We start from the raw sequence: 12,258 nt of genomic DNA, 5'->3' as shown, positions 1-12,258 counted from the left end.
AATACATATAGCTGGATTACTAGTCGAGGAGGAATAAAAGATGAAAGTTGGAAGGAAAGCTTCTTCAATTATGCTTGCAGCCGTTCTGACAGCTTCAAGTTTGTATGCAGTGCCTGTTCAATTTGTGCAGAGTGCTGAAGCAGCACAAAGTAAAGCTTTGGATCCTGGCTCCAGTGCATTTGATCAGAAGGTAATTGCAAGGGTCGATGCATCCCGCATGATGGAGGATGTCAGCTATTTATCTGAAACCATAGGGCCGCGGGTTGCAGGAACAGAAGCAGAAAAGCAGGCAGCTGATTTTATACGCAAACGCCTGGAGTCCTATGGCTACACAGTAGAAACACAAGAGTTCAGCATACCGGATAAAATGGCTGGAGATTTACACACCAGTGATCTGAAGGAGGTTCTTATAACCATTCCTTCCGGATCAGGATCAACGCCCGAAGAAGGAATTACTTCTGAATTATATGATGCTGGATTAGGCAGGGCAGCTGATTTTACAGAGGAAGCCAAAGGAAAAATAGCACTTATTTCACGCGGAGAGATTAGTTTTGCGGAAAAAGTTACAAACGCAGTGAATGCCGGTGCTGCGGGAGTTCTAATTTATAACAATGTGGATCAGCCAGCACCCATGAATCCTTCAATTGGAGGCCCATATGACATTCCGGTGGGAAGCATAACAAAGGCAAGCGGAGAAGCACTACTTCAAGATGTTGCTGCACATAACAAAACGGTAACACTGACTGTCAAGAGCTTTAAAAACATAAGATCGCAAAATATTATTGCCACCAAGCACCCTAAGCCTAATAAAGGCGGGGAAACTGACATTGTCCACATTTCTGCACATTTTGATAGTGTACCATTTGCTCCTGGGGCTAGCGATAACGCATCCGGAACCGCTGTTGCCTTAGAGCTGGCCAGAGTCCTGAAAAGCTATCCCGCTGACAAAGAATTGCGTTTTGCTTTTGTAGGTGCAGAAGAGATTGGTCTTCTTGGTTCTCAATATTATGTGAGCCAGCTGAGCGGCAATGAAATAGAGCGAAGCATCGCAAATTTCAATATGGATATGGTAGGCACAGCATGGGAAAATGCCACTGCGATTTACATGAATACCCTTGATGGCCAGGCAAATATCGCAACAGAAGCCGCCATTGCCACAGCCGGGCGGATTGGCACCCCATCTGAGCTGGTTCTTTATCAGCGCGGAGCTTCAGACCATGTTTCTTTTCATGATGCAGGAATCCCGGCAGTCAACTTTATCAGACGAGAACCTGCCACTGCCAATCTTGAACCGTATTACCACACACCACTTGATTCCATCGAGCACATTAGTGCCGAGCGGATGAAAGAAGCCGGTGATCTAATAGGCGCTTCGGTTTACAGCTTAATTCGAAAATAGAATTGACTTAAAGAATCCCCGGATTTTCCCCGGGGTATTTTTTTTCGTTTTTTTACTTTCCGGCTATTTAGTATAAACGATGCGTTTACGAGCAAAATATGAGGGTAAATTATATTCGTTCTAAATTTCATGTTCAAATTATTAAGGGATTTACCGTTTAAATGGAAAAGAAATCGGGTAACATAAATGTAACAATACTAAGGCATTTACTATCTGCCCGATAGTCCTATATATCCCTAAAGGAGGGAGTCATCATGGATTTTGAACACGAGGCTGTCATACTACAAAGAGAACTCTCCCTTCTCATGGATGAATATGAAAGGTGCGAGATTGACGACGTGAAAAATGAAATATCAAAGGACATTCAACTGCTGAGCCGTGCAATAGACGATATACTTAATTAAAGTATATGCTGGCATGGCTTTTTTTTATATTCTATGCAGCTGGCATTTTTTAGCAGTCAGCTGCTGAAACCTTTTTGAAATTTAGGAGGGGTAATATGCCTCAGCACATCTATTACAGTTTCATACGTTTGCCCTTAGTAATCAGAATTCTGCTGATTGCCCTGATGGTGATCTTTCTATTTGGCGGATTAATACATATTATTGAACCCTCCTCCTTTCCGACATTTTTTGATGGAATCTGGTGGGCGGTTGTAACCGCTTCAACTGTCGGTTTTGGAGATTTTTATCCCAAAAGTACTGCAGGGCGAATAGTGGGTATTGCGCTTATTTTTACAGGAGCGGGCTTTCTGTCTACCTATTTTATTTCACTTGCAACAGCAGCAGTTACCAGACAGAATGACTTCCTGGAAGGAAAGATCGAATATCGGGGTCAAAACCATATTGTTGTGATCGGCTGGAACGAGCGCTCAAGGGAGATCGTCAATACTCTTGGAGGCGATGGGATGAACCATTCCATTGCCTTAATAGATGAAACACTAAAGTCTAACCCTGTTCCCCACAATAATGTACATTTTATTCAGGGTCGCGCTAACAGAGATGATGTACTTGTGAAGGCAAATATCTTTGATGCCCAAAAAGTAATTATAACAGCTGATCAGAACAAAGATGAACTGCATGCTGACATGAATTCAATATTAACCTTATTGGCAATCAAAGGATTAAACCGGGATGTACAATGTATTGTTGAAATATTAACTTCAGAACAGGCAGCCAACGCCAAAAGAGCGGGAGCCGATGAAATTGTTCAAACGAATGTTCTTACTAGCTTCGTCATGATTAACAGCGTCTCTTCCCAGGAGCTTGTTACTTCATTCCTTGATTTGCTGGGACAGCTTGATAAACGCAAATTAACTTTTCAGCCTGCATCAGAAGAAGTGGAAAATAAGACTTTTGCTGAACTTAGTGCTGAGCTTATGAAAGAAGGCATTCTGCTTTTGGGTGTTAAAAGAGGGGAAGAAACTCTGGTTAATCCTCCCCAGCCTTTTAGAATTCTTCAGCAGGATCAGCTGATTGTTATACTCGGTTAATCTCTTAATAATTTAGACTCCAGCTCTTCGACAAGCGCTTTGCCGAGATCAATGAATTCTTCCGGAAAACTGGCATCCTTATCCACAGGCTCCGAGAATTGATCAAAGGAGGCGCTGAAATTCCCTGTATAGGCGTGGTCATCCAGGCCGCGCTGATACTTATGGGAAAGCAGAAACGGCCTGCCTATTTCCACCGTACAGCTTGGATCATCAAGCTGCCCATCAATTGCCTTAAATGGGACCCTTAAAAACTGGTACCCCACCTCATCATCAATTTTGTAATCAAAAGATCCGTGATCATAATCCCAGTTCCCGCCAATCGAATAGCCAATCGGCTTCAAAGCCTGCTCCAGCTTATATAAATCAAAATGCTTTCCTTCCGCTTTTGAAGGTATCTCAATCACTGAATCCATCCCCTTTTACGCTTTTTGCTTAGTTTCTCCAATGTAAGGGATATCATGAATGCGATTTCCGAAGATTATGTTTAAGAATTTGAGGTTTCGCGAATATAATTTAGTTTTCGCGATTATCTGCAGAAAATCGCGGATAACTCTGTGTTTTTCGCGGATATATGTAAAATCTCGCGGAAATTATTAAGGTTTTTGCGGTTAAGTGCTATTTTCGTTTTTGGAAAGAAGGAATTCCATTCTTAAAAGCGGAATTATCATTACTTAGAAAGGAGTGAAACCTATTTGATAATAAAAAATCGTTTAATACCTATCAGAATCCGACAGAACGAGGCCCTAATCAGGCGAATCCCAGCTGCTCATCCACAGAGATCAACTATAGAAGGTGATTTAGCTAAAAGAAGAGTCAGTTATCGAGGGGAACAGTCGCTGGATTATTATTTAAGTCACCTGCCTGATAAGGAATTTACTATCCTGCATGATTTAAGGCTTTTTAATGGAAGCACTTATTTTCAAATCGACACCCTCATTCTTTCCCCATACTTCGCTTTAATTATTGAAGTGAAAAATATCCTTGGAACCCTCCTTTTCGATGAGACCTTTAATCAGTTCATAAGAACTCGGAATGAAAAAGAAGAAGGCTTCCCTAATCCTCTTATACAAGCCAAGCGCCCAGAAAACACAATTAAAAACCTGGTTAATCCAAAACTTAGCTGCCGATATACCAATAGAATATCTAATTGGCATAAGCAGCCCCTCTACTATCCTGAAAACTTCTGCAGATAGCACACATGTTCCATTTCGCGTTATTCACATCGAACACCTTATTGAAAAAATTAAGTTCTTCAAACAAAGTTATCCTATAGAAGTTATTACATCTCGACAGATTAAAAAGATTCCGAGAGCACTGGTTATAAACCATGTACCTGGATTTTTAAATGTCTTGGACCATTACAATATCTCTTCTCAAGAAATTATTAGTGGTGTTCAATGTCCAAGCTGTCTTATTTTCCCCATGCGGCGGATCCATGGAGATTGGCTGTGCCCCCAGTGCGGGTGTAAGAATAAGAAAGCTCATCTGCCCGCTATCCAAGATTATCTTCTTCTGATTAGTCCTGCTATACAAGCAAGCCAGAGCCTTCCTTCATTTAGCTTCTGAAGATACCGCATCTCGACTTCTGTCTGTAATGCCCAGTTCAGGCACTAAAAAAAGGCAGAATTTACTTTCTTCAATAAAAAAACGCCCACCCGCAGGCAGACGCTTTTCACTATTACTTTAATCTCTTTTCAAGTTCAGCTTTTTTCTCTTCAAATCCTGGTTTTCCTAACAGAGCGAACATGTTCACTTTATATGCTTCTACTCCAGGCTGGTCGAACGGATTCACTCCCAGCAGGTAGCCGCTCATTGCACAGGCTTTTTCAAAGAAGTAAACCAGGTAGCCAAATGTGTAGGCATCCATTTTTGGTATGGATACGATCAGGTTTGGCACTCCGCCGTCTGTGTGTGCAAGCATTGTCCCCTCAAAGGCTTTGTTATTTACAAAGTCGACAGTCTCACCCGCAAGATAGTTCAGGCCATCAAGATCATTCTCTGCTTCTTCAATGGTAAGCTCATGGCGTGATTCTTCCACCTTGATAACCGTTTCGAAAAGGTCCCGGCGGCCTTCCTGCACATACTGGCCTAATGAATGAAGGTCAGTGGAGAAATTTGCTGAAGAAGGGAAAATTCCTTTCTGATCTTTTCCTTCACTTTCACCAAACAGCTGCTTCCACCACTCTGCAAAATATTGAAGTCCTGGTTCGTAGTTGATCAGCATTTCAATCGTTTTGCCTTTGTTATAAAGAACATTGCGGACCGCTGCGTACTGGTATGCTGCATTCTCCTGAAGCTCAGATTTGCTGAAGTCTTCGCGTGCCTGTGCAGCACCGCTCATCATATCTTCAATGTTTGCACCGCTGACAGCAATCGGCAAAAGACCAACTGCTGTAAGGACTGAATAGCGGCCTCCTACGTCATCCGGAATAATAAATGACTCATAGCCTTCTTCTGTCGCAAGAGTCTTTAGAGCGCCTCTTACTTTATCGGTTGTAGCATAGATTCGTTTACGCGCTTCTTCCACACCATATTTCTCTTCCAGCATTTTGCGGAAAATACGGAAAGCCAATGCAGGCTCAGTTGTTGTGCCTGATTTTGAGATAACATTGATGGACCAATCTTTGCCGTCAAGAAGGTCCATTAAATCGTTCATATAAGCGGAACTAATATTGTTGCCGGCAAATAATACCTGCGGAGTGCCGCGCTTTTCTTTTGGAAGTGCATTATAGAAACTGTGCTGAAGCATTTCAATAGCCGCACGCGCTCCAAGATAGGAACCTCCAATTCCAATGACGATAAGAACATCGGAATCGCTTTTAATTTTCTCAGCAGCTTTTTGAATGCGGGAAAACTCTTCTTTATCGTAGTTTGCAGGCAAATCGATCCAGCCTAAAAAGTCACTGCCAGCTCCAGTTTGTTCATGAAGGGAGTGATGGGCTACCTTCACGGCATCCTGCAGATATGTAATTTCATGTTCGCCAAAAAAAGGAAGTGCTTTTGCGTAATCAAAACGAACGTGTGTCATGAATGTCCTCCAATTTTTCTCAAATTTAAACAGCCTTCAGTAATTCTGGCTGTCATCCTTATACCACTTTAACGAAAGCCTTAAAGTTAATCAAGAATCATCCTCTAATGTAAGCGTGTCCAATTTTGACATATTTTTTACGCGCAAAAGGTGATTGTCATTTTTCGGCGAAAATTGTAAAAGGACTCTGCTTTGGCAGAGTCCAGCCTGATATTTATAAAGAAGCGCGGTAGATTGAAACCACGTCATCATGATTTAATTTCGCGAAATTGCCGAATTCTCCGTTGACAGTCGCTTTGTCTGCCATCAATTCGATCTTGCTGTCATCAATATCATAATCAGCCAGGCGTGAAGGTGCACCAATGCTGTTCCAGAATTCACGAAGCTTTTCAATGCCTTCAAGCGCAGTCTCCTCATCTGTTTTTCCTGCCGGATCCACGTTAAATACACGGATAGCCAGCTGCTTGAATCGCTCAGGCTTCACGTTCAGATTATGCTTCATCCAGTTCGGGAACAGAATGGCCAGACCCCCGCCATGAGGAATATCATAAACGGCCGATACAGCATGCTCGATGTTATGTGTAGCCCAGTCTCCCCGGTAGCCCATATTCAGAATACCGTTCAATGCCATTGTGCCGGAATATAAGATGGAAGCACGATGCTCGTAGCTTTCAAGGTCTTCAAGGAGCTTAGGAGCTGCTTCCATAATGGTAATCAGCAGGGATTCACACATGCGATCCTGAAAATCGGTATTTTCTTCAAGATGGAAGTAATGCTCCAGTACATGGGACATCATGTCCACAATTCCATATACCGTCTGATTCCTTGGCACCGTGAACGTATTAACAGGGTCAAGAATTGAAAATTTAGGGAAAGTCACAGGACTGCCCCAGCCATATTTTTCGTTTGTTTCCCAGTTTGTAATTACAGATCCTGCATTCATTTCAGAACCGGTTGCCGCTAGTGTAAGAACGGTTCCAAACGGCAGAGCTTTTGCAGCAAATGCTTTCTTGATGACTAAATCCCAGGCATCGCCATCATATTTGGCACCAGCTGCGATAGCTTTTGTGCAGTCAATTACACTCCCGCCTCCAACTGCCAGCAGGAAATCAATGCCTTCAGTTTTGCAGATTTCAACGCCTTTGCGGACAGTGGAAATTCTTGGATTAGGCTCAACCCCTGATAGTTCAAATACTTCAGCCCCAATTTCATGAAGCTGTTCCTTCACTTTATCATATAAACCATTGCGCTTAATGCTTCCCCCGCCATACACAATAAGAACCTTCTTGCCATACTGCGGGATTTCAGTCTGCAATTGGGAGAGCTGATCTTTCCCAAAAATTAATTTAGTCGGATTATAAAAGGTAAAATTTTGCATATCACCATCTCCTTTTCCACATCATTATCTTTCAAATTTTCAGCTAATGCAAAAAGTACGATTCGAAAGGCGGACATTATATATGCCGGTTCTCAGATCATCTTTTTCATTATGGCTCTTAACGATTATTACGATGAATATTTTTTATTTCCGTGCAGCAACATAATAGTGAACCTATACTACAAGGAGGAAACATCATGAGTGGCATACAGCGTATTGCACTGGTTCTAACAATTATTGGCGCTATTAACTGGGGTTTAATCGGATTCTTCCAATTTGATCTTGTGGCAGCTATCTTTGGCGGTCAGGATTCAGCCCTTTCAAGAATAATATACGGTCTTGTGGGCATTGCGGGCTTAATCAATCTGGGGCTTCTCTTCAAACCAAATGAAGAGCTGGAAAGAGAACCTGAAGCAAGGCCAACCCGTTAATGCATGCAAAAAATCCTTGCACATTGTGTGCAAGGATTTTTTTGTTTTATATATCGATTACCGAATTACACCCAGCCTCTGAAGCGGGATGCTTCAGACATTTTTCTCGCGCCGACCATGTAGGCAGCAAGACGCATATTTACTTTTCTTTGCTGTGAAGTCTGATAAACATTATCGAAAGCTTGAACAAGCACTTTTTTCAGCTTTTCTGTAACTTCCTCTTCAGTCCAATAGTACCCCTGATTGTTCTGTACCCATTCGAAATAGGATACCGTCACACCGCCTGAACTGGCTAACACATCAGGAACAAGCAGGATTCCCCGGTCTGAAAGAATTTTTGTCGCTTCAAGAGTGGTTGGGCCATTTGCTGCCTCTACTATGATGGAAGCTTTAATATTATGGGCGTTTGCAGCGGTAATCTGATTGGACACAGCCGCAGGAACCAGGATATCGCAATCCAGTTCAAGCAATTCTTCGTTTGTCAAAGTGTTATCGAAAAGGGTCGTTACCGTTCCAAAGCTATCGCGCCTATCAAGAAGGTAATCAATATCCAGGCCATTTGGATCATATAGAGCACCATAAGCATCTGAAATGGCGACCACTTTAGCGCCTGCATCATGCATGAATTTTGCCAGGAAGCTTCCTGCATTTCCAAACCCCTGAACAGCCACACGTGCTCCTTCAATGGAAATGCCGCGCTTTTTCGCAGCTTCCTCAATGCAGATCACTACACCCTGTGCAGTTGCCTTTTCCCTTCCTTGCGACCCGCCGAGAACAAGCGGCTTGCCTGTGATAAATCCGGGAGAATCATACTCACGGAGTCGGCTGTATTCATCCATCATCCAGGCCATGATCTGTGAATTCGTATAAACATCCGGAGCAGGTATATCTTTTGTAGGGCCAACGATCTGGCTGATTGCCCTTACATATCCTCGGCTTAAGCGTTCCAGCTCTCCCATTGACATGGAACGGGGATCACAAATGATGCCGCCTTTCCCCCCTCCATAAGGAAGATCCACAATTCCGCACTTTAAACTCATCCACATGGATAAAGCTTTTACTTCATTCTCATTTACTTCAGGATGAAAACGGACACCGCCCTTTGTCGGTCCTACCGCATCATTATGCTGTGATCTGTAGCCGGTGAAAATTTTTGTCGACCCGTCATCCATCCTTATCGGGATTCTTACCGTGAGCATCCTCAGCGGCTCTTTCAGCAGCTCATACATCTCATCTGCATAGCCGAGCTTGTTCAAAGCTTCTTTGATCACAACTTGAGTTGAAGTAAATAAATTTAAAGACTCTTCCATTTTTTGTTCAGTTTCTTTACCAGCTACTCCTGCAGCTCCCATCATGGCACCTCTTGATTTTAATATTTAGGAAAATTACAGCAATACTCCATAACCGGCGGCCCTGCATCACAAATTCAGACACAAGGGCCAACTGTCCGTATAATTGTATTAGCTTAATACTTTATTGATTCTTTCAATTGCCCAATCAAGCTCTTCTTCAGAAATGACTAAAGGAGGGGCAAAACGAATAACCGTGTCATGCGTTTCTTTGCAAAGCAATCCTTGTTCTTTAAGCTCTTCACAATATTTGCGAGCTGGCTCATTCAGCTCAACACCGATAAATAAGCCGCGGCCGCGCACTTCTTTAATAACCGGATTATTAATTTCTTTTAATTTGCTCATGAAATAGTCGCCCAGTTTAAGGGAACGGTCTGCCAGCTTTTCTTCAACCAATACGTTCATGGAAGCAACAGATACGGCACAAGCCATTGGGTTTCCTCCAAATGTTGAACCATGTGATCCAGGATTAAATACCCCAAGAACATCTTTATTCGCAACTACGCATGAAATCGGGAATACTCCTCCACCAAGCGCTTTCCCTAAAATGAACATGTCAGGATCTACATCTTCCCATTCGCATGCAAACATTTTTCCGGAACGCGCAAGGCCAGCCTGAATTTCATCTGCAATGAATAATACATTGTTTTCCTTACAAGTTTCATATGCTTTTTTCAGGAAGCCTTCCGGAGGAATCACAATTCCAGCTTCACCTTGGATTGGCTCAATTAAGAAAGCCGCCGTATTCTCAGTGATTGCTTCTTTAAGAGCGTCAAGATCTCCGTAAGGAATCAGCTTAATGCCTGGAAGCATAGGTCCGAAGCCCCGCTTATATTCTTCTTCAGAAGAAAGCGAAACCGCTGTCATTGTACGGCCATGGAAGTTACCTATACAAGCAATGATCTCTGCCTGGTTATCTGCCACGCCTTTTACATCATAAGCCCAGCGGCGTGCAGCTTTGATTGCCGTTTCAACCGCTTCCGCACCAGTGTTCATCGGAAGGGCCATTTCTTTATTTGTCAGTTCACAGATCATTTCATACCAAGGCCCCAGCTGATCGTTATGGAAAGCACGGGAAGTTAGCGTTACGCGGTCAGCCTGATCCTTCAGCGCCTGGATGATTTTTGGATGGCGGTGCCCCTGGTTTACTGCTGAATAAGCACTTAGCATATCCATGTATTTATTGCCTTCAGGATCTTCCACCCAGACACCTTCCGCTTTCGAAATAACGATTGGAAGCGGGTGATAGTTGTTTGCACCGTATTTTTCAGTTTGTTCGATTAGTGAATGTGATTTTGTCGCTTCAGTCAATTAAAATTCCTCCTTTTTCAGAATAGTCCTTTATATTGTAACGTTAAGCTATTCTTCTTTAAACTATTTAGGGTTTTAGCATGCACAGGATATGAAAAATCCTGTGCATGCTTTACAAGTCTTAGTACATTTCAGAAGTAGTCTTCGCCTGCATGTGCAGAAGAATGTAGTCAGGGCCGCCCGCCTTGGAGTCAGTTCCTGACAGGTTGAATCCGCCGAATGGCTGGTATCCAACAATCGCGCCTGTACAGCCGCGGTTGAAGTATAAGTTTCCAACATGGAAGTCTTCGCGCGCTTTTTGGATGTGCTCACGGTTCTGTGTGATCACAGCACCTGTTAAGCCGTACTCGGTGTTGTTGGCGATTTCAAGCGCATGATCGAAATCTTTTGCCTTTGTGAAGCCAACGACAGGTCCAAAGATCTCTTCCTGCATTAAGCGTGCATCCGGGGCAAGGTCTGCGAATACTGTCGGCTTGATGAAGAAGCCTTTCGAGCTGTCTCCTTCTCCGCCAGTCATCAGCTTGCCTTCCTCTTTGCCGATTTCGATGTAGCTCATGATCTTGTCAAATGCGCCCTGGTCAATCACTGGACCCATGTAATTGCTCTGGTCTTCAGGATTGCCCTGCGTTAATTCGTTCGTCAGTTCCACCACACGGTTAAGAACCTGATCGTATACATCTTCTACTACAACCGCACGTGAACATGCAGAGCACTTCTGGCCGGAGAATCCGAAAGCAGAGGCAACGATTGAAGTAGCTGCCAATTCAAGGTCTGCTTCTTTGTCCACAACGATTGTGTCCTTACCGCCCATTTCAGCGATAACACGCTTTAGCCAGATTTGGCCTTCGTTTAGCTTGGAAGCACGTTCGTTGATGCGAAGACCAACGTCGCGTGAACCCGTGAAGGAGATGAAGCGAGTGTCTTTATGGTCAACCAAATAGTCGCCCACTTCTGCACCGCTGCCCGGTACAAAGTTCAGCACGCCCTTCGGAAGGCCTGCCTCTTCCATCACTTCAACAAATTTCGCAGCCACAACCGGTGTTGTAGAAGCTGGTTTTAATAGGACTGTATTTCCTGCCACGATCGCGGCAACAGTAGTGCCGGCCATGATTGCAAGCGGGAAGTTCCAAGGAGAGATGATGATCCCCACTCCCAATGGAATGTAGTCATAACGGTTATATTCGTTCGGACGGCTGTTGACTGGAACACCGTCTTTGATTTTTAAGATTTGGCGTGCATAGTACTCAAGGAAGTCAATGGCTTCCGCAGTATCAGCATCTGCCTCGTTCCAAGGCTTCCCTGCTTCCTTTGTTAAAAGGGCAGAAAACTCATGCTTGCGGCGGCGGATAATCGCAGCAGCTTTGAATAAAACATCTGCGCGTGTTTCCGGCTTCACTTTTCTCCATGTTTTGAATGCTTCAACAGCAGCCTGCATTGCTTTTTCCGCAAGCTCGCGGTTTGCCTTTGAAACACGGCCAACTACTTCTTCTTTATTAGAAGGATTGATGGATACGATTTTTTCATCAGTAGAGATTCTTTCTCCGCCTATTAATAAGTCATAGTCCTGTCCTAAATAGCTTTCGACTGTTTTTAATCCCAGTAAGTATGCTTCACGGTTTTCTTCTGTTTTAAAATTTGTGAAAGGTTCATGTTTGTAAGGCTGTACCATGATGCCATCCCCCTTTAATAAATTCGTTTTTTATCCACTATTTTATTATGCAAGAACTGTGCCAAATATAAAAAGCTGATAAATGAGTATTTTCATAAACTGAAAGCAAAATATTTTTGCCCTTTTTAAATCACTAATAGTTATTGGTGCAAATTTTCATTGCATATATTCGAATTAGTATATACTATTGAATAAACTGCC

General features: G+C 43.2%; 12 protein-coding genes. 5 read left to right on the top strand and 7 right to left on the bottom strand.

Annotation, left to right across the window (positions count from 1 at the left end):
• Nucleotides 1-40 precede the first annotated feature (40 nt).
• The 3 genes from MKY20_RS07600 to MKY20_RS07590 all read left to right on the top strand — a co-directional run bounded on the left by MKY20_RS07600 (nucleotide 41) and on the right by MKY20_RS07590 (nucleotide 2,891).
• Entirely contained in the window at nucleotides 41-1,399 is a 1,359-nt protein-coding gene (locus tag MKY20_RS07600; protein WP_341000857.1) for a DUF4910 domain-containing protein, read from the top strand.
• A gap of 254 nt (nucleotides 1,400-1,653) precedes the next feature.
• Nucleotides 1,654-1,803 carry a hypothetical protein gene (locus MKY20_RS07595; RefSeq protein ID WP_009331622.1) on the top strand — a complete coding sequence of 50 codons (150 nt, stop codon included), beginning with the start codon at nucleotides 1,654-1,656 and terminating at the stop codon, nucleotides 1,801-1,803.
• Between the two features lie 95 nt (nucleotides 1,804-1,898).
• The gene (locus MKY20_RS07590) at nucleotides 1,899-2,891 is read left to right on the top strand and encodes a potassium channel family protein (protein WP_071155088.1); all 993 of its coding nucleotides are present in this window, start codon (nucleotides 1,899-1,901) and stop codon (nucleotides 2,889-2,891) included.
• Here MKY20_RS07590 and MKY20_RS07585 read toward each other — a convergent pair.
• On the bottom strand, nucleotides 2,888-3,295 hold the full coding sequence (locus tag MKY20_RS07585; RefSeq protein WP_009331624.1) for a YugN-like family protein: 408 nt from the start codon (nucleotides 3,293-3,295) through the stop codon (nucleotides 2,888-2,890). The two genes, MKY20_RS07590 and MKY20_RS07585, sit on opposite strands and share 4 nt — an antisense overlap.
• Before the next feature lie 288 nt (nucleotides 3,296-3,583).
• Here MKY20_RS07585 and MKY20_RS28660 point away from each other — a divergent pair, with 288 nt between their 5' ends.
• A complete protein-coding gene (locus tag MKY20_RS28660) occupies nucleotides 3,584-4,084 on the top strand; it encodes a nuclease-related domain-containing protein (protein ID WP_353057275.1) in 501 nt (166 codons plus the stop codon).
• Between the two features lie 148 nt (nucleotides 4,085-4,232).
• On the opposite strand, the gene MKY20_RS28655 is transcribed toward MKY20_RS28660, so the two are convergent.
• From MKY20_RS28655 to MKY20_RS07570, 3 genes are all read right to left on the bottom strand, one after another.
• Nucleotides 4,233-4,376 (bottom strand): hypothetical protein, encoded by a 144-nt coding sequence (locus tag MKY20_RS28655; RefSeq protein WP_217028203.1) that lies wholly within the window; start codon nucleotides 4,374-4,376, stop codon nucleotides 4,233-4,235.
• 193 nt (nucleotides 4,377-4,569) lie between these two features.
• Complete coding sequence (locus MKY20_RS07575) at nucleotides 4,570-5,919, bottom strand: glucose-6-phosphate isomerase (protein ID WP_341000856.1); 1,350 nt, start codon at nucleotides 5,917-5,919, stop codon at nucleotides 4,570-4,572.
• Between the two features lie 214 nt (nucleotides 5,920-6,133).
• The gene (locus MKY20_RS07570; protein WP_009331626.1) at nucleotides 6,134-7,297 is read right to left on the bottom strand and encodes an iron-containing alcohol dehydrogenase; all 1,164 of its coding nucleotides are present in this window, start codon (nucleotides 7,295-7,297) and stop codon (nucleotides 6,134-6,136) included.
• Nucleotides 7,298-7,494: 197 nt separating this feature from the next.
• Here MKY20_RS07570 and MKY20_RS07565 point away from each other — a divergent pair, with 197 nt between their 5' ends.
• The gene (locus MKY20_RS07565) at nucleotides 7,495-7,728 is read left to right on the top strand and encodes a DUF378 domain-containing protein (protein ID WP_009331627.1); all 234 of its coding nucleotides are present in this window, start codon (nucleotides 7,495-7,497) and stop codon (nucleotides 7,726-7,728) included.
• A 65-nt stretch (nucleotides 7,729-7,793) separates the two neighbouring features.
• Here MKY20_RS07565 and MKY20_RS07560 read toward each other — a convergent pair whose 3' ends face one another.
• The 3 genes from MKY20_RS07560 to pruA form a co-directional block, all read right to left on the bottom strand.
• Nucleotides 7,794-9,038 carry a Glu/Leu/Phe/Val family dehydrogenase gene (locus MKY20_RS07560; RefSeq protein WP_341003300.1) on the bottom strand — a complete coding sequence of 415 codons (1,245 nt, stop codon included), beginning with the start codon at nucleotides 9,036-9,038 and terminating at the stop codon, nucleotides 7,794-7,796.
• A gap of 150 nt (nucleotides 9,039-9,188) precedes the next feature.
• Nucleotides 9,189-10,388, bottom strand: a complete 1,200-nt coding sequence (locus tag MKY20_RS07555; RefSeq protein WP_009331629.1) for an ornithine--oxo-acid transaminase — start codon at nucleotides 10,386-10,388, stop codon at nucleotides 9,189-9,191.
• A 121-nt stretch (nucleotides 10,389-10,509) separates the two neighbouring features.
• The gene (gene pruA / locus MKY20_RS07550) at nucleotides 10,510-12,057 is read right to left on the bottom strand and encodes an L-glutamate gamma-semialdehyde dehydrogenase (protein ID WP_251266885.1); all 1,548 of its coding nucleotides are present in this window, start codon (nucleotides 12,055-12,057) and stop codon (nucleotides 10,510-10,512) included.
• Nucleotides 12,058-12,258 lie beyond the last annotated feature (201 nt).

Source organism: Cytobacillus sp. FSL W8-0315, assembly GCF_038002905.1.
Taxonomy (GTDB): domain Bacteria; phylum Bacillota; class Bacilli; order Bacillales; family Cytobacillaceae; genus Cytobacillus; species Cytobacillus pseudoceanisediminis.
The sequence above is the reverse complement of the archived record's forward strand: the minus strand, read 5'-3'. Positions and strand labels throughout refer to the sequence as shown.

What these genes read in the sequence shown, in the direction of transcription:
- MKY20_RS07600 (WP_341000857.1), top strand. Translation starts at nt 41, where the DNA reads ATGAAAGTTGGAAGGAAAGCTTCTTCAATTATGCTTGCAGCCGTTCTG.
- MKY20_RS07595 (WP_009331622.1), top strand. Translation starts at nt 1,654, where the DNA reads ATGGATTTTGAACACGAGGCTGTCATACTACAAAGAGAACTCTCCCTT.
- MKY20_RS07590 (WP_071155088.1), top strand. Translation starts at nt 1,899, where the DNA reads ATGCCTCAGCACATCTATTACAGTTTCATACGTTTGCCCTTAGTAATC.
- MKY20_RS28655 (WP_217028203.1), bottom strand. Translation starts at nt 4,376, where the DNA reads ATGAGCTTTCTTATTCTTACACCCGCACTGGGGGCACAGCCAATCTCC.
- MKY20_RS07575 (WP_341000856.1), bottom strand. Translation starts at nt 5,919, where the DNA reads ATGACACACGTTCGTTTTGATTACGCAAAAGCACTTCCTTTTTTTGGC.
- MKY20_RS07570 (WP_009331626.1), bottom strand. Translation starts at nt 7,297, where the DNA reads ATGCAAAATTTTACCTTTTATAATCCGACTAAATTAATTTTTGGGAAA.
- MKY20_RS07565 (WP_009331627.1), top strand. Translation starts at nt 7,495, where the DNA reads ATGAGTGGCATACAGCGTATTGCACTGGTTCTAACAATTATTGGCGCT.
- MKY20_RS07560 (WP_341003300.1), bottom strand. Translation starts at nt 9,038, where the DNA reads ATGGAAGAGTCTTTAAATTTATTTACTTCAACTCAAGTTGTGATCAAA.
- pruA (WP_251266885.1), bottom strand. Translation starts at nt 12,057, where the DNA reads ATGGTACAGCCTTACAAACATGAACCTTTCACAAATTTTAAAACAGAA.